This window comes from Kitasatospora sp. LaBMicrA B282, from assembly GCF_050325825.1.
Lineage (GTDB): Bacteria > Actinomycetota > Actinomycetes > Streptomycetales > Streptomycetaceae > Kitasatospora.
The window spans coordinates 65,084-83,096 of record NZ_JBNQTI010000001.1; the positions used below are offsets into that span (position 1 = coordinate 65,084).

9 protein-coding genes are annotated in these 18,013 nt (G+C 71.4%); 4 read left to right on the forward strand and 5 right to left on the reverse strand.

All coding sequences use genetic code 11. The features are described 5' to 3' along the window. The first annotated feature begins 136 nt into the window (after positions 1–136). A complete protein-coding gene (locus ACQRUO_RS00325) occupies positions 137–1,855 on the forward strand; it encodes an APC family permease (RefSeq protein ID WP_428313574.1) in 1,719 nt (572 codons plus the stop codon). On the opposite strand, the gene ACQRUO_RS00330 is transcribed toward ACQRUO_RS00325, so the two are convergent. From ACQRUO_RS00330 to ACQRUO_RS00350, 5 genes are all read right to left on the reverse strand, one after another. Then, on the reverse strand, positions 1,836–3,560 hold the full coding sequence (locus ACQRUO_RS00330) for a hypothetical protein (protein WP_428313575.1): 1,725 nt from the start codon (positions 3,558–3,560) through the stop codon (positions 1,836–1,838). The genes ACQRUO_RS00325 and ACQRUO_RS00330 overlap by 20 nt on opposite strands. Further along, positions 3,557–4,582: a hypothetical protein gene (locus ACQRUO_RS00335; protein ID WP_428313576.1), complete on the reverse strand. Its 1,026-nt coding sequence runs from the start codon at positions 4,580–4,582 to the stop codon at positions 3,557–3,559. Before ACQRUO_RS00335 ends, ACQRUO_RS00330 begins: the two co-directional genes overlap by 4 nt. A 1-nt stretch (position 4,583) precedes the next feature. Further along, the gene (locus ACQRUO_RS00340; RefSeq protein WP_428313577.1) at positions 4,584–4,919 is read right to left on the reverse strand and encodes a hypothetical protein; all 336 of its coding nucleotides are present in this window, start codon (positions 4,917–4,919) and stop codon (positions 4,584–4,586) included. 84 nt (positions 4,920–5,003) lie between these two features. Next, on the reverse strand, positions 5,004–7,481 hold the full coding sequence (locus ACQRUO_RS00345; RefSeq protein ID WP_428313578.1) for a penicillin acylase family protein: 2,478 nt from the start codon (positions 7,479–7,481) through the stop codon (positions 5,004–5,006). Positions 7,482–8,058: 577 nt separating this feature from the next. Beyond that, a complete protein-coding gene (locus ACQRUO_RS00350; protein WP_428313579.1) occupies positions 8,059–14,559 on the reverse strand; it encodes an SDR family NAD(P)-dependent oxidoreductase in 6,501 nt (2,166 codons plus the stop codon). A gap of 92 nt (positions 14,560–14,651) precedes the next feature. Between ACQRUO_RS00350 and ACQRUO_RS00355 the strand changes: the two genes are divergently transcribed. From ACQRUO_RS00355 to ACQRUO_RS00365, 3 genes are all read left to right on the forward strand, one after another. Then, a complete protein-coding gene (locus tag ACQRUO_RS00355) occupies positions 14,652–15,419 on the forward strand; it encodes a thioesterase II family protein (protein WP_428313580.1) in 768 nt (255 codons plus the stop codon). 236 nt (positions 15,420–15,655) lie between these two features. Beyond that, positions 15,656–15,976, forward strand: a complete 321-nt coding sequence (locus ACQRUO_RS00360; protein ID WP_428313581.1) for a hypothetical protein — start codon at positions 15,656–15,658, stop codon at positions 15,974–15,976. A gap of 409 nt (positions 15,977–16,385) precedes the next feature. Continuing rightward, a complete protein-coding gene (locus ACQRUO_RS00365; RefSeq protein ID WP_428313582.1) occupies positions 16,386–17,933 on the forward strand; it encodes a Na+/H+ antiporter in 1,548 nt (515 codons plus the stop codon). Positions 17,934–18,013: the final 80 nt, after the last annotated feature.

Genomic DNA, 18,013 nt, shown 5'->3' on the forward strand with positions numbered 1-18,013 from the left:
CACCGGCTCCTGTGGGGTTTCACTGTTGCAGCACTGATACCTGATGAACCGTCACATGTGCGGTGTCGCATTCTGTACTCTTTCGACTCTGTGCGTGGGGGTGACCGGTCGACACGAAAGCCTGGGGAGGGCCTGAGTGAGCGTCCAACAGGCGCGGCGTCGTACGGTGCGGATCGAGGATGAGGACGAGCAACGCCGGTTGCCGCTCCATCATCTCGTCGGCCTGGCGGCCGGGGGTGTGTTCGGCTCGGGCTGGCTGCTGAGCGCGCAGAGCGCGTACACGCAGGCCGGTCCGCGGGCCTGGCTGGCGTGGCTGGTCGGCGGCGCACTGATGCTGGCGGTGGCCTGGGTGATGGTCGAACTCAGCACCGCCGCACCCAAGACCGGCGGGTTGGTCTTCCTCCCCCTGCAGAGCAGCGGTCCATTGGTGGCGACCGTGGTCGCCGCGGGGTTGTGGATCTTCTACGCGATCAACTCGGCCAGCGAGGCGGTAGCGATGAGCCGCGGACTCTCCTCCACGTCCCTGCGGCTGGTGGCCCACGGCCACCTCACCCTCACCGGCTGGGGGTGCACGCTGGCCTTCATGACGGCGATCTCCGCCGTCAACGTGATCGCGCCCCGGGTCCTCTTCCGGTTCTCCACCGGGCTGACGTTCGCGAAGGTCGCCATCGCCGTCCTGGCCGTGGCGATGCTGTTCACCCTCGCCCCCCTCGGCATCCCGCTCCCGCCGGAGGCCAAGACCGGTGGGTACGGCTTCGGCGCAGTCCTGCGCGCCGTGGTCAACAGCGGTGTCATCTACTCCTACGTGGGCTTCCAGGCACCGCTCGAACTGGCCGGGAACATCAGGCGGCGCGGGATCGGCGAGGCGGCCCGGCTGCGCTGGGCGGTCTTCGGGACGATCGTCGCCTCCACCGCCCTGTACATCGCGCTCCAGCTCGTCTTCGCCCGGCACCACGTACCGGCCCAGGTCAATGACGACTCCGTCTCGCCGTACGTCCGGTTCGCCCACCATGCCGGGCAGTACTGGTTGGAGTGGCTGCTCAGGATCGCCGCCGTGGCGGCCCCCTTCGGCGCCGGCGTCGTCTTCGGACAGGCCGTGACCCGGGAGGTCGCCGCGCTCAGCCGCGCGCACCTCACCCACCGGGGACTGCAGACGGCCCGGAAGTCCTCACTGCGGCAGCGTTACGACGTCTACTGGCTCATCCTGCTGGTCAACTTCTTCATCGGGGCGGTCACGCTGTGGCTGGTCAACGGGAACTGGGACCCGCTGGCCGCCGCCACCGGGGTCCTCACGCTCGTCGTCTACGCCTTCCCGGCGGTGGTCCTGGTGTCGCTGCGGGGCAGGGTGGGGCCCTACTCCCCGACCCGGCGCACCGCCCAGGACGTGATGGCACGCCTGAGTTTCACCCTGATCGCGCTGATCCTCTACGGGGCGGGCTGGGCACCCGTCTGGCGTGCCATGGCGTCCCTCGCCATCGGCAGCACCCTGCTGCTGGTGCTCCCCGTCCTGTCGCGCCGGCTCCCGGTCCTCGGCCGGGTCTACGACGCCAAGGAGCACGTGATGCTCTTCCGGCAGTGGCGCACCTCTCCGTCGGCCCGGGCGGCCATCTGGCTGATCGCCTATCTGGGCGTGCTGACGCTGCTGACCCTGCTGGGCAACTCCTCGGTCGGGACGCACCAGATGTTCCTGGTGGATCACCAGACGCGCCTGGTGGGCGTGTTGGTGGCCGCCCTGGCGCTCGGGGCCTTCGAGGCCCTGGTCAGAACGTCACGGCAGCACATGGGGACGGTGCCCCCCGTGCTGCCGGCGCCGACGCCCGCCTCCGCCGCCCGGGCTAGCGGAGCGAGCGGATGACCTCCGCGGCCTCCGCGTCGTAGCCGATCGTCCGCAGCAGCTCCACCGCGTTCTCCCGCGCGTGCGGGTCCGCCCAGCGGCCGACCGTGGCGCGCAGCAGGAAGAGCCTGCGGTCCTCCGGCAGGGTGCTGTCGGGCTGGCGCAACCGGGTGACGACGGCCGCCACGTCATGCCGGTCGATCCGCTGCTCGTTCTCCAGGCAGCGCTCCAGCAGGTCCCAGCCGTCCCGCTCCGCGCCCCGGGCGTACAGCCGGACCGCGATCTCGGCGATCACCCAGGCCGACCCCTCGAGCGCACTGCCTTCGTCGGAGGGGTCTGCCAACTCCTTGAGCGCCAGGAAGACGGCGTCCGACCGCCCGTCGGCCCGCAGCTCCGTGACGTAGTCGACGAACATCGCGGGGTCGGCGCCCGCCCCCAGGACGTACGCGGTGAGCCTGCGGGCGACCACCCGCGCCACGCGGTAGCGGTCGCTCGTCCGCTCGACCCTGCCCAGCAGTCGGACCAGCTCGCTCCCCGAGCGGCCCTCGACGTGCTCGGCCGCCGCCATCCACAGCAGCCGCCGGCACTCCGCTTCGGCGTTGAAGTTGACCAGCACCTTGTCCAGGTCCTCGGTCCTCGACCGCGACCGGGGGCCGGGCCCGCCACCCGCCTCGGTGGCGACGATGTCGGCGAGGAGGGCCTTGGTGGTCCGGCCGAGCACCTCGGAGCGGTGCCAGGCGATGACGATCTCGGCCAGTTCCTCGTCGCGCTGCCGGGCCGCGGCGTGCCGGCGGATCTCGTCGCACTTCGCGGCCCGTGTCGTCGCCAACAGGCCGCAGATCTCGACGATGTCGTGCCAGGACAGCCGGGCGCCGACGAGTTCGACCAGCGTGTCGGGGCTGCCCGTCTCGCTGGCGATCAGCCGGGCCACGATGCGTCGCGTCGTGATCACCTGGTCCGCATCGTCCAACTGCTCGACGACCCAGTTCTCCAGGATCCGCTCCGCGGGGCTGAGCTGGTACAGCGCCCCGACCAGGTCGTGGAACTGCGCCGGATCGGTGTCCGCTGCCTGCGTGGACCCGTGCCGGTCGATCGCGGACAGCGTCTCCAGGAGCAGCCTGCTTGCCTCCGCGTCGCAGCCCTGGTCGCGCAGCAGGATGTAGAGCAGGGCCTTGTCGAGGTTGGTCCGTCCGGAGCTCGGCCGGGTGAAGACCCGCAGCGTCTTCTCCACCAGACCCTCCGCCGGCCGGCACTCCTGGATGAAGACGGCGACGTCCGGTGCCGTCCGCTGGCAGGCCACGTCGTGGACGATGCCGTCGGTCAGCGGCGCGCCCTGGCCCGTGGCCCCGCGGCCCTCGGCCTCCCACTGCTTGCGCGCCAGCTCCGCCGCCTGCTCCGGGCTGCGGCACAGGGCCGCCGTGGCCAGCATGTTGACGGAGTCCCAGTAGTTGAGCCGGTCCCTCGGCGCGGCGCCGGACCTGGACGCGACCATCGACGCCGAGGCCGCCGTGAGCAGGTCGTCGATGGATCGACTGACGGCGAAGGCGTGCAGCAGCCGGAGCGCCGTGGCCGGCTGCGCTCCGCCTTCGGTGGGGGAACCGAGCCGGATGGCCTGCATCCGGCTCACGAACCTCTCGATCGAGCAGGTGGTCACCCACTCGTAGCCCAGGGCCGGGGGGCGGGCCGGGACGCTCTCGGAGCCCGTGCTGCGCTGCCGGTCGGTCATGTCCGCTGCGCCTGCTCCACCCGGTTCCAGTACCGGGCGAAGGTCTCGGCGTCCTGGAACCTCGCGTTCGCCTTCTCGTCCAGGTGGCGCGCGAGGGAGCGACTGGCGTCGTCGGACCTCCGGCTCAGCGCGCCGACGATGTCCCCGGTCATCCGCTCGTCCCCGAGCAACTCGTCGAGCAGGTAGTCCTGGTCCAGCATCAGGTGCCTGATCCACTCCTCGGCGCTCGCCGGGACCTGACTGCGGTCCCGCAACCTGGCCTCCATCCGGTTGGTGAAGAGCGGGGTGCCGTCACGGGCGTCGTTCAGCAGCATGCCGGGTGCCTGGTGCGTGCAGGACTCCATCTCCAGCCGCATCGCCTCGCGCAGCAGACCGATGGTCAGCCGGTCGTGGTGGTCCTTGGTGCCCCCCAGCAGGACGCGCAGCAGGTGCCCGCTGAACGGCGTGCACCGGTCCAGCGGTGGGGGCAGGGTCGAGCAGCCCTCGGCGTCGGCGGCCCGGACGTTCTTGACGGCCGTGAAGACGCAACTGCCTTCGTCCTGCTTGCCCAGCACCCCGGGCAGCACCATCTCGTCGTCGCCACCGCCCAGGACCGGCAGCAGGTTCGAGTAACAGCAGTCGGCGATCAGGACCTTGAGTCGGGCCCGGGCCTTGCGCATGGCGCGGTAGAGGTACCAACTGGACAGCCAGGTCCACGGCTTGTCCTTGTAGGAGGAGCCCACCGAGAAGTGGACCTGGCCGCCCGGAACGTCGGCCCAGTACTGGCCGTGGCCGACGTAGACGACCAGCAGGATGTCGTCCGGCCCGGTCGCGTCCGCCGCTTCCTGCAACGCCCGCATGATGCCGTCGGCCGTCCGCACCTGCTCGCCGACCAGGACGCGGCAGCTCTCGGGGCCCCACATCTCGTCGCCGGCCAGCACCTCCCCGTACACCAGGGCGCTCGCGCGGATCGTGGGATGGCCGGGGATGGCCGCGTCCTCGGCGTACTCTCCCGGTCCGATGACCAGCGCCCTGGACGCCATCTCAGCCGTCCCGCCCCTCCGCACCGGTCGCCTCGGCCTCGGCCGCCGGCAGGGCCTCCGTCCGGACCGAGGCCTCCGGCTGGTCGATCCGCTCCTCGCGCCAGCGCTCCACGACCTGCCTGGCACGCTCCACCGCGTACTCGACGGCCATCTCGGTCGTCTTCCCCAGCACCGCCACCAGCAGGATCTCCTCCAGCCCGCCGCTGAGGACCTTGCCCTCGTCGACGGGTTCCTCGCGCCACGCCAGACTCGTCGCGGCCGTCAGCTCCTCGAGCAGCCGGTCCGCATCGTCCAGTCCCAGCGATCCCTTGAGCGATATCGAGATCCTGCTGTCCACGCCCACCCCCACCATCGGCTGCAAGCCCCTTCGCTCCAGACTACCCGCCCCGAGGGGCCGCCACCCAGGGATTCTGACGGAGGGTCAGTCCTGCGATGAGAGCCGGTCCTGGGAGACGAGTCGGACCGATCGGGCCTGCGCGAGGACGTCCGCGGTGCAGTAGGGGGCGTCCACCCAGCCGTGCTGCGCGAAGAGCCTGGTCTGGTCGGCGTGGAACGGCGAGGTGGGGTCGGCGGACAGCGAGTACGTGAGCACCGTGCGCGCCACCGGGCAGGAGCTGCCCTCCTGCCAGGTGACGGCCTGGATGTAACTGCTGCCGATCTCCGGGTCCGCTCCCGGGTGGCCCAGCACGTCCTGGTAGATCGCGTTGAACTCGCCGTCCGGGTCGCCCGGCCCGCCGCTGATCGGGAGTTGCACGCCGTCGCGCACGACGTACTGCCGGCTGCCGAGCGGCGCGTCGTACGGGATGCCCGCCGCCTTCAGGTCGCCCAGCGCGTCGCCGAACGCCTCGTCGACGGCCCGGTCACCGGTGTCGAGCCCGCTGGGCGTGGTGAGCGGCCGGCCGGCGTCGAACGGTGTGGACCACGGACCCTCGGGCAGCTCCAGGGCCCGCTCCCAGAAGTCGCGGAACAGCAGGGCGCCGCGCGAGTCGGCGTCCTCGCGGTCGTTCCACTCGGCCAAGGCGCGGCACGCGTCGCCGACGGCGATCTCGCCGCCGCCGCTGGTCGGGGCCAGCCCGCCGGGCAGCGCCTCGCAGGAGGCGACCAGCTGCGGCTTGGCCAGCTCGGCACCGTACTGGAGGTCGGAGTACATCAGGTCCTGCACGCCCTGCAGGGTGAAGCCGGCCGGGCCGAGTCCGTCGGTGCCGGCCAGGCGTTCGGTGACCATGGCGAGGGCGCTGCGGGTGCGCAGGCTCACCGGGACGCCGGTCAGGCCGAGGAAGCGCGGGTAACCGGTCAGCGGATCGCTCGCGTTGCTGAGCCAGTAACTCATGTTGGAGTTCTCGACGTAGTCCGAGCGGCCGAGCTTCGGTTCCTCGTTCGCGCCGAAGATCCCGGGCACCACCGAGTCCGCGTCGGTGCCCCACCCGCAGGAGGGGTCGGAGCCGTCCAGGATCGGCATGCCGGCCCGGGCGAAGAGATCGGCGCCCAGCGGGGTGTCGCAGCGTTGCGCGAGCGCGTCCGTCACGTCCGGGAAGTTGCCGACGTCACTGTAGAGGGCGTGGCCCTGGGCGTCGGCCGCGACCGTGTCGACCCACGGGTTGCCCTCGTACCGCTCCTCGCCGGCCAGGATCCGGCCGGTGTCGGTGGCCTCGTCGGTGGCGAACAGGTCGTTGAGGAAGCGCGAGTCGGTGGCGTCCGCGTCCTCGAGCACGAAGGCGGAGGTGGCGGACCAGGGCAGCGGCACCCCCTCCAGCTCCTGGATCACCGGGCCCCAGCGCGTCGTCCACAAGGTGCGGCTGACCGGTACCGGCCGACCCGAGGCGCTCGTGGTCAGCACCGTCTCGGTCTGCCGAATCATGGGCACCGTGCGGCCGTCGTACCGGTACTCCGTCGGGTGTCCGGGCACCAGCGTGAGCTGGACCAGCGACATCGGGAAGGAGGGGGTGTCGGTGTGGCTCCAGGCGACCGACCCGTTGAAGCCGATGGCCACCAGGGGCTCGCCGAAGAGCGTGGCGCCCTCCACGGCCGTCCGTCCCGGAATGGTCAGTTGCACCTCGTAGAGGCGTTCGGCGCCGGCCCAGGGCAGGTGCGGGTTGCCGAGCAGGATGCCCGGGCCGCCGTCGCGGGTGCCCGCGGAGCCGATCGCCAGCGCGTTGCTGCCGGGCGCGCCGCTGCGGTCGGCGGCCAGCGCGGCGGCGAGGCGGGCGATGTCCGGTCGGCCCGCGGCAGCGGGGGCAGCTGCCGGGGCGGGCGCCGGGGTGGGCGGCTGCGCCCCGGTCCAGCCGCCCGGGTCGCCCGCGGTGCCGACGATGTCGGTGAGCTGGTAGATCCGCAGGTAGGCGTCGGTGAGCGTGATCGGCCTGACCCAGGCCTGACCGCGGCAGGTCGGGTCGGGCACGCCGGAGGCCCCGCCGACCGAGGCCAGGTAGGCGTCGTACCCCGCCACGTACCCGGCCATCAGCTGCCTCACCTGCGGCAGGACCGCACTCGGGCCGGAGCGCACGGACAGCATCCGCGCCACCACGCCGGAGTCGCCGACCGACTTCCAGTACAGGTCGCTGTCGAGGTTGTCCACGCGCGACCCACCGCCCTGGTCGTACGAACCGTCCGGGCCGAAGTACCGCGAGCGCTCCGCCTCGACGGTGACGTAGTCGTCCGCCATCGTGCACAGGTCGTCGGTGGCGAACGCGAAGCCGTAGCCGTACCCGAGCGAACCGTAGTCGCCCGCCGTGATGTGCGGGATCCCGTACGCGGTCCGCACGATCGTCGCCCGGTACGGGGACCCGGCGGCGGCCCCGGCGGCGACCGGCGGCAGCCACGCCAGCAGGATCAACACGACTGCCGGCAACCCCAGTCGGCGGAGGAGGGCCAGGGGTGACCGAAGGCTGGTGCTTCTCACGAATCCGCTCCTTGACGATGCCGACGACGGGGGGAGCAGGTGCAGCCGCGGACACCCGGGCGACGGGCGACCTGGCACCACGGTCAGCCTCCTCGCGCCGGGCCGCCCGGCCCATCAGGGAGCGCCCCCGGGAAAACCCTGATCTCTCCCTGATGGATGCTCAGGAGCATCTCGCCGCAAGGAGGTTGGACGAATCCGTCACCGCAGGCGGCTATCGCCCCCGCATCACGCCCGACAGCTCCCCGGCCCACCCGGGCACCTCCTGCTCCTGACGGTATGAGCCCAAGTCAGTGCCTGCGCCAGCCGACCAACCAGATCCCGGCGATGACCAACCTGACCCACCGCGGGAAGGACCGCCACCCACACTGGTGGCGGTCCTTCCTGCTTCCTACTTCCTGCCTGTTATGCCGACGGAGAGCACCTATTTCCTTGAGCGTCGTATTCCTCGGTTGCCGGGTGGGTAGCCCGGGGGTTTGCCTCCCGCTGGGGTGGGTCGGTTCGAGACCTTGCCGGTGGCCGTGGCCGCAGGCGTGGTCGTGGAGTGCCCCCAGCAGCGTTCTGGGCGTTGGAGGCGGATCTACCGTGGGCGTTGTTGAGTACCTTCTCCGGTGGCGGGGGCGCGGTTGTCGATGTGGTTCTGGATGTGGCGGGCGAGCTGCGCGGGGGTGGGGTTGGCCCATACGGTTTTGGGGCTGAGCCAGACGGTCAGTTGGCGTTCGATGCGGGTGCGGAGTTCGAGGACACCAAGGGAGTCGAGTCCGCGCTCGATGAGGGACTGGTCGGGGTCGAGGGCTGTGGGTGCGATGCGCAGGATGGTTGCGGCGTGGTGGATGAGGATGCCTTCGAGGCGGGTCTGGCGTTGCTCTGCGGGCAGTTCGGCGAGTTCGGCCAGTAGTGCGGTGGCGGTGTGGTCCTGGGGGTCGCCGTCGGTCGTGGTCTGCGGGGTGAGGGCGGAGAGGTAGCGGGGTGCGTGGGGTGCGAAGGCGGGCAGCCACCCGGATCCGTGGATGGGCAGGTAGCCGCTGTGGGCGCGGGTGTGGCGCAGGAGTCGGTCCAGGGCTTGGATTCCCTCGTCGGGGGCGATCATGGCGTATCCCTGGTCGGCGAGGTGGGTGCCGCGGCCGCGTTCGGCCCAGGCTCCCCAGCCGATGGAGATGGCGGGGGTTCCCTGGGCGCGTTGGTGACGGGTGAAGGCGTCGAGCCAGGTGCTGGCGGCGGCGTATGCGCTTTGGCCGGGCATGCCCAGGAGGGCGGAGGCGGAGGAGAAGTTGCACCACCAGTCCAGGGGCTGCTGGCGGGCGGCGTGGTGCAGGTGGAGGGCGCCGAGGGTCTTGGGTGCCCAGACCCGGGCTGTGAGGTCAGGAGTGAGGCGGGTGGCGGCAGCGTCCTCGATGACGGCGGCGGCGTGCAGGACTCCGCGGACCGGTAGGCCGCTCGCGGTGGCGGCTTCGACCAGGCGGTGGCCGGTGGCCGGCGATGAGATGTCGCCGAGGACGGTCTGGATGTCGCAGCCGGTGGTGGCTTGGAGGGCGGCGAGCGTGGCCTGCGTCTGCTGGTCGGGCGGAGTCCGGCCGTTGAGTACCACGCGTCCGGCACCGCTCTCGGCGAGGTACCGGATGACGAGTTGTCCCAGGCCGCCGAAGGCCCCGGTGACTATGTAGGAGCCGTCAGGGCGTACGGGGGTGGCCTGGTCGGGCGGGACCAGGGCTGTGAGAGCGCCCTGCTGGGGCATGTCGATGACGAGTTTGCCGAGGTGGGCTCCGGCACCGAGGGTGCGCAGGGCGTCTGCGGCAGCGGTCAGCGGGTAGGTGGTGACGGGCAGGGCCGGCAGCTTTCCGGTGTACAGGGGCTCGGCGACTTCCCGCAGGAGGCCCGCGAAGCGGGCGGTGTCCTGGTGGAACAGGTGCTGGAGGTCGAGGGCGTGGAAGGAGATGTTGCGTTTGAGGGCGCCCATGCCGAGGAGGGTGTCGGCGTAGAGGTCGTATTTGCCGATCTCGACGAACCGGCCTCCGGGGCGCAGGAGTTCCAGGCCTGCGCGCAGTGCGGGTCCGGTCAGGCAGTTGAGGACGACGTCGACGCCGGCGCCGTCGGTGGCGGCGCGGATCTCGTCGGCGAAGTCGAGGGAGCGCGAGTCGTGGACGTGGCGGATGCCGAGGGTGCGCAGGTATTCGCGTTTGGCCTCGGTACCGGCGGTGGTGAAGATCTCGGCTCCGATGGACCGGGCTACCGCGATGGCGGCGTGACCGACACCGCCGCTGGCGCAGTGGATCAGCACGCGTTCGGAGGCTTGCAGGTGGGCGAGGTGGTGCAGGGCGGTCCAGGCGGTCAGGTAGACCGAGGGCAGGCCGGCGCCTTCCTGGAAGGACATGGTTTCGGGAAGTTCGAATGCGGCGTCCGCCCTGCCGATGGCGTGGCTGTGCGCCGCGGGTACCATCGCCGCGACCCTGCTGCCGGGTCGCAGGTGTCGGACACCCGGGCCGACGGCTGTGACCGTGCCGGCGATGTCGCATCCCCCTGAGGCGCCCGGGTCGTCGAAGTAGGTGTCGACGCCGGCGGCGGCGAGGGCGTCGACGAAGTTGAGGCCGAAGGCGTGGACGCGGACCTCGATCTCGCCGGGGCCGGGGTGCCGGCGCCGGTGGGTCAGCAGTGTGACGGTCTCCAGGTCGCCGGGGGACCGGACTTGAAGGCTCATACCGTCGATGGCCGGGTCAGCGGTGACGGTGTGCAGATCGGCGTCCTTCAGCGGTGCCACGCGCAGTCGGGCGGCGTACCGCCGGCCGGATCGGACCGCGATCTCCTCGTCGGTGCGGGAGGCTGCGAGTTCGGCGGCTGTCTGCGCGGCGGTTCCCGGTGCGTGGAGGTCGTCGATGTCGATCAGCGTCAGGGCGATGTCGGGATGTTCGTTGCGCAGGACCCGGCAGGCTCCGGTGAGTCCGGCGTGGAGGGGGTTGGGGGTCTCACCGTCCTCAACGGCCTGGGCTCCGGAGGTGATGACGCACAGGCGCGGCGGGTGTGTCGGGTGCTCGGCCAGGACGGCGGCGATTCGGGTCAGGTGCTGGACGAGGTCCCGTGCGTGAGTGATCGTCTCGGAGGTGACCGGCAAGAGGTCGCCGTTGCTCTGGGGGGCATGGGCTGCGGGAAGTAGCACTACTCGGCTCCACGCGGTTCCGTCCACCAGCGCGGGGGGCGGGGTGCCGTCGGCGGTGGTGAGTGCGGTGACGTGGCATTCGGTGATGCCGGCCTCGCGCAGGGCTGCCGCCAGCGTGTGCGGAGCGGTCGTCGTGGGCTGCCCGCTCGTCGTGTCGATGCTGGTGTCGGTCAGCAGGAGCCAGGGGCCCTGCGATCGCACGTCCCGAGCAGTGCTGAGCGCGCCTGAAGGTGTGTGTGCACGCGGAGTTCGGTCCCACTCGACGTTGACGAGGTGTTCGTCCAGCAGGGCGATGTTCGCGGACCTGGGCCGACCGATCTGGATGCCCTCCAGTTCTGCGACGACCTCGCCCGTGGAGGTCAGCAGCCGCACGTCGCCGGAGAACGAGCGGTCGTCGTGGTCCCGCAGGACTGCCAGGCAGTAGCGGGCCGTCGCCAGGTCGCCATAGGCGTGCAGGGTGTCGATGCGCTGGGGGAGGATCAGCCGGTCACTGGAGAGTGCCGGTGCGGCGAGCAGAGCCAAGGCTTGGAGCGTGCAATCGAGCAGGGCGGGGTGGACGCGGTAGGCGTCGGCTTCCGCGCGTTGGGCGGCCGGCAGACGGACTTCGGCCAGGAGCGTGCGCGCCTTGGGCGCCTTCGCGTCGCCTGCTGCAACGGTGCGGGCGGTGACCAGGCCCTGGAAGGCGGGGCCGAGGTGGATGCCGTGCCGCTGTGTCCAGCTGTAGAACCCGCTGGTGTCCACCGCTTCGGTGTGGCGCTTCGTCAGTTCGCCCAGGTCTTGCCGGGGCGGTGCCGTTCGTGGGGCAGGATGGTCGAGGATGGTGGCCCGGGCGTGGGTGGTCCATTCCCGGCCCTGGGCGCTGAGGACTGCCACCTGCATCCCGTCGGCGGTGGGGGTGAGCGTCGTGGTCAGGGTCGTCGCTTCCGCCAGGAGCAGGAGGTCCTCGAAGTACAGCCCGGTGATCTCGACAGCTCCGGCCGGTCCGCACGCGGCGATGGTGCTGTCAGTCGCCGCGGCGAGGGCGATCTCCGCATAGCCGACGGCCGGCATCGCGGGAATGCCCCGCACGCGGTGGTCGGCCAGCCACGGGACGGTGTCGGTGCCGACCGACGCGGTGAACAAGCGCTCGCCGTCGGTGCGCGGCACTTCCACGCCGTTGCCGAGGAGGGGATGGCTGGTGCTGCGGCGTGTGGTGGCCCCAACGTTCGTCGGCAGCTTGGGTGTGGGGTCGGCGGAGCGGTCCCAGCGCGGCAGCGGCAGGTCGGCCAGCTGCCCGGGGTCGGACGGCAGGTCCCACAGGGTTCGGTCCGCGGCGGCGCCTGCGCAGTGGGCAGCGCCGAGCGCGTCCAGCATCCCACGGCCGTCGCTCTCCCCTCGACGCAAGGTGGCCAGGGCCGCGACCTCCCGCCCGGCGTGCCGAGCCGTCTCGCTGATCGCCCGGGTCAGCAGGGGATGCGGTGACAGTTCGATGAAGACACGGTGGCCGTCGGTGACGGCCGCCTCGACGGCTGCCGTGAACCGGACAGGACGACGCAGGTTGTCGACCCAGTAGCCGGCGTCAAAAGCCGGCGTGGCCCGTGGGTCGTCGAGGACGGTGCTGTAGAAGGGCACCGACAGGGCTCGGGTGGGCTGGACCTGCGCGATGGCTTCGGCAAGGTCGTCCAGAATCGGGTCGAGCTGCGATGAGTGGGAAGCGACGTCCACGCGGACGAGCCTGGCCATGAACCCCCGCTCGCCCCAGACGTCGACCAGGTCGTGAACGCGTGCGGTGTCACCGGCGATGACCGTGGTGGTGGGCGAGGCGAGCACCGCCACCGTCACGTCCGTGATGCCCGCGGCGTCCAACTCCTGCCGCACCTGGTGCGGGGGCATCTCGACCGAGGCCATCGCGCCACGACCGGACAGACCCACCATGTGCCGGGTTCGACCGCAGATGACGCGGGCTCCGTCAGCCAGAGTGAGCGCCCCGGCGACGACCGCAGCGGCCACCTCGCCCATCGAGTGCCCGATCACTGCTGCCGGCTCGACCCCGTGCGCGCGCCACGTGGCTGCCAGGGCCGTCTGCAGAGCGAAGAGCACCGGCTGCACCCGGTCGATCCGCTCACTCGGCTCCAGCGCGTGCAACTCCGCCAGGACGGAGAAGCCCGCCTCCGCGACGATGAGAGGTTCCACCCGCGCCAGCGCGTCGGCGAACGCGGGCTCGGTGTCCAACAGGTCCCGAACCATGCCCGGCCACTGGGAGCCCTGCCCGGAGAACACCCACACCGGTGCCGCCACACGCCCCTTGACGCTGTCCGCCGACAGACCGACCGCACTCTGCCCGGTCGAGGCGGCCCGCAACTGCGCCACCAGCTCGGGGATGTCGGCGGCGGTCGCCGCCAGCCGGAACGGCAGGTGGTCACGACGCGCCGCCAGTGTGTGCGCAAGGTCACTCAACGAAGGCGGAGACCGGTGAGCCTCGAGCCAGTCCGCGAGCGCGCCGGCGCCGGCATCGCGAGCCTGAGCCGTGGAGCCCGACCACACCACCAGCCGCGCCCGCCCGGCACCGGGCGAGAAGGTGTCGCCCTCGGCGGTATCGGCAGCACAGACGGCCGGCACGGCCTGCGGGGCCTGTTCGAGAACGGCGTGCACGTTCGTTCCACTGAACCCGAACGCGGACACCGCTGCCCTGCGGGGACCAGCAGTCACCGGCCACGACCCGACAGCCTGGGGAACGAACAGCCGCGAGCCGGCCGGGTCGATCTCCCGGTTCCAGCGATCGAAATGCAGGTTGCCGGGCACCACCCCGGCGTCCAGCGCCAGCACGGCCTTGATCAACCCGACAACGCCGGAGACCGACTCGGTGTGCCCGGTCTGCGACTTGACCGCACCCAGCGCACACGGCTGCTCCCCCACCCCGTACACCGCGCGCAGCGCAGCGAACTCGATCGGATCCCCCACCGGGGTGCCCGTTCCGTGGGTCTCCACCAGTCCGACCGTCCCCGGCTCCACACCCGCTTCCCGCAGCGCCCGCCGGTAGACCGCCTCCTGGGCACTCCTGGACGGCGTGGTGATGCTGTCGGACCGGCCGTCCTGGTTGACCGCCGTCCCCCTGATCACCGCCCACACCCGGTCACCATCGCGCAACGCCGCCGCCAGCGGCTTGAGCACCACCACGGCGCAGCCCTCACTGCGCACGAACCCGTCCGCGCCTGCGTCGAACGGCCGGCAGCGTCCGGTCGGTGACAACATGCCCAGCCCCGAGAACGCCAGTCCGGTCTCCGGTCGCTGTATCACCGTCACGCCACCGGCCAGGGCCAGATCGCACTCCCCCGCCAGGAGACTGCGAACCGCCAGGTGCACGGACACCAGCCCGGAGGAACAGGCAGTGTCCACGGTGACCGCCGGGCCGTGCACGTCCAGGTGGTAGGCAACCCTGCCGGCCGCGATGCTGTGCGCGCTTCCCGTGGTGGCGTACGGATGACTGACCAACCCCACGCCATCCAGCAGAACCTCGTGGTCGTTGTGCGACATGCCCAGGAACACCCCGGCCGCCGCACCGGCCAGCGAGGAAGGCGCGATCCCCGCGTGTATCAGCCCTTCCCAGGACACCTCCAGAACCAGGCGCTGCGCCGGATCCATGAACTCCGCCTCGCCCGCACCGATCCCGAAGGCCCCAGGATCGAAGCCGTGCAGATCCTCTACGAACCCACCCCAGCGCGACACCGACCTGCCGGGTACGCCGGGCTCGGGGTCGTAGTACCGGCCGGAGTCCCAACGATCCGCCGGCACCTCCTCGACCAGGTCCCGGCCCCTGATGAGGGCCTCCCAAAGGGCCGCGGGCGACACCACCCCGCCGGGCAGTCGGCATCCCATGCCCACCACCGCAATACGCCCGTCCGTCTCTTGCGCTCCACCGGGAGAAAGCTCCATGATCTCAACTGTGCTCATGACATGATGAACCGTCAACAGTGCCGCAGCGTCACACTGTTGTGATCAGGCGATCAGCGCACGTCACCCGCCTACCCCAGGAAGGCATCCCGGTGAACCCCGACATCACCACCCCCCTGGCTGTTCCTCTGCGCACTCCCGCCTCCGAGACGTCCGCAACTCTCTACTGCTTCCCTTACGCCGGGGGCGGCCACGATGTCTACCAGCCGCTCGCCCGCCTGCTGCCCACCCGCATCACCCCAGTGGGCATCAACCTGCCGGCCGGTGACGCCGGTAGGCCCACCTACCCCACCGTGCAGACCGCAGTCGACGCGATCGCCACCGCAATAGCCGCCCAGCACGACACTTCCCGCTCCGCGCAGGCTGACGGATCCCACCTCGTCGGGCTCTTCGGCCACAGCGGCGGAGGTCTCCTCGCGTACGAAACGGCGCGGTGTCTCCGCGGCCGCGGTTTCACCCTTGCTCTGCTCGCCGTCTCAGCCGTCCCCGCCCCGGCAGCCGCACCCCAACTCATGCGGCTACTCACCAACCCCCTGTACTTCGAGCAGGTCATTCACGAAGAACAGCGCATCAGCACGGACATCCGCACGCTGGTTTCCTTCGCCCTGCGGCGCGACCTCCCCATGTACACGGCCTACACGTATGAGGAAGGCGCCCTACTCGACTTCCCCATCACGGTATACGGCGGCGACGAAGACCACATCGTCCCACACACCGACCTCGCGGAATGGTCCTCCTACACCGCCGCACACTGCACCGTCCGCACGTACCCGGGCGGGCACATGTACTTGCGTGACCGGTGGGGCACTCTTGCCACCCATCTCGCCACTGACCTCAGCCCCCGCAGGACTCACAACTGACAACCGAGAAACCACCTTGGCCTCCCCTGAAGTTCCACCCCGTGGACGATGCAGCCGTGCTCCAGGGCACCCCGGCAGGGCGCCTGCGCCTCCTGGGTGACCCTCTCCTGCACCGGTCCAAGAGGGTCAGCCCGGTCGGCCGGGAATGGGGCGGACCCGGGGCCGGCTCGTCGTGCCCGGACCCGGCCGTTCCCACCACCCGGTTGGCCGTTCGGGCGCCCGGGTAGTGAGCGTGCATGGACGAGATCCTGGTGGAGGAGAACTTCGCACACATCGATGGCGTCGACATGAACGTCATCCTCGACCTGTTCGACGAGCTGGACCTCGACGCCGAGCCCACCGCACCACGCGGCAACGGCCGTGGCCGCCGTTGGGAGTTGACGGTTCACTGGCTCGCGGCCGGCCCGATCCCGCCGAGCACCGATGCGGCCCTGCCCCGGACGGTCGCCCGGATCAGAGAGCACTTCGTCGCCACGGGCAAGCGGCCGCCGTCGCGGGTCGCGGTATACGACCGGGACGGACGGATACTGCGGACCTTCCAGCTGGACGCCGGGTAGGCCGGTGGCCACGGACCCACCTCCGTCGGGCCGATGGCCTCGGCCCTGGAGTGGGAAGACCGGAGGGCGGCGGCGGTGCGAGCGGGTGGAGCCCGAGCAGCCCGAAGCCGAGCCCGATCAGCTTCGGCACCCGCTTCTGCCACTCCCCCGGTTCCGGGTGGCGTGTTCGAGGGCGAAGCCCCGGCGGAGCAGGAGCTGGCGGGAGAGCTGGGCGTGGCGGAGGGCGAGGGCGATACGGGGTGAGGGCGCACGGCGGCTGTTTGCGTGCGCCCCGCATCAGCCCCTGCCGCACGCCGCTAATGTCCCGATAAGATGACCGGTGGTGTGCCGGGAAGCCTGGTCGGCACGGGGGACGACTGCAGCGACCGAGCGGCGGTGACCCCGTTCGTCATGATGGGATTCATCACCGGTGCACGCCGTCGGAATCGTCCTGTTCCTGGTCGTCCTGGCCACTGCCGTGGCCACCTTCGCCCGGCACTGGCGCGTGCCCGCGCCCTCCCTGCTGGTCCTGGCCGGCATCGGCGTGGCGCTGATACCCGGGGCGCCGGCCCTGCACGTTCCTCCCCAGACGATCGCCCTGGTCGTGCTGCCCCCGCTGCTGTACGCCTCCGCCGAGGAACTGTCGCTGCGCGACCTGCGGATCGTGTGGCGTCCGGTCACCATCCTCGCGTTCGGCCTGGTCTTCGCCTCGGCGGCCGCCGTCGGCTTCGCGGCCGTCGTCCTGACCGGCCTGCCACCCGCGATGGCGTTCGTCCTCGGAGCGATCCTCGCCAGCACCGACCCGGTGGCCGTGACCGCCCTCGGCCGCCGCCTGGCCCTGCCCGGCCGCGTCCAGGTGCTGGTGCAGGCCGAGAGCCTGTTCAACGATGCCACCTCCCTGGTCCTGTTCAAGGTCTCCGCCGGCATCGCCATCGCCACCGGGGCCGCGGTGAGCCTGCCCGCGGCGGGCGGGCAGTTCCTGCTGCTCGGCGGAGGCGGCACCGTGATCGGCGCCACCGTCGCCGGCCTGGTGTGGCTGATCCGCCGCCGCACCACCGAACCGGTGCTGGAGACCGTGATCGCGCTGGTCACCCCGTACGCGGCCTACGTGCTGGCGGAATCCGCGCACACCTCCGGTGTCACCGCGGTGGTCATCGCCGGCGTCCTGCTCGGCCGCTCCGGCCACCGCCTCACCGACGCCCCCAGCCGCCTCCAACTGCACGCCGTCTACGCCGTGGTGGTCTTCGTGCTGGAGAGCGTCGTCTTCAGCATCATCGGCCTCGAACTGCCGGAACTCGTCCGGGACCTGCCGGCGGGCAGTGGTTGGTGGCCGCTGCAGGCCCTCGCGGTGGCCGTGGTGCTGGTCGCCGTCCGGGTCACCTGCACCCTGCCGCTGGCCCGCGCGGTCAAGCCCAGCAAGGGCGGCCTCTCCTGGCGGGTCGCCGGAGTGGTCACCTGGGCCGGCACCCGCGGCGTCATGCCGCTGGCCGCCGCCCTGTCCATCCCCCTGACCGCGAACAACGGCACCGCCCTCGCCGGACGGCCCCTCGTCCTGGTGTTGACCGCCGCGGTCATCGTGTTCACCCTCGTCGTCCAGGGACTGAGCCTGGCCACCGTGGTCAAGCGCTCCGGACTCGCCCTGGAACCCGAGCACACCGCCCGCGAGGAAGCCGACGCCCAGGACGCCCTCAACCACGCCGCACTCGACCACGTCGAACAGCTCGCCGACCTGGACGCCATGCCACAGACCACGATCGACCGCGCCCGGCGGGCTCTCAACGCCCGCCTCGACCGCACCGGTGACGGACCGGACGTCAGTGCCGTCGACGCCCCGTACCACCAGCTGCGGCGCGCGGTGATAGCCGTCCAGAACACCGAACTGCACCGCCTCTACGACGAGCACCGGATCAGCGACACCACCCGGCGGCGCCTGCAGCACGACCTCGACCGCGAGGAAGCCGCACTCGGCAACCAGTGAACGACCGCGGCCGCTCACGGCCACCGTCAGGACGACGCGCCGTCGCCCGCTCAACGGGCCACCGGTAAGGAGGTCGTGCT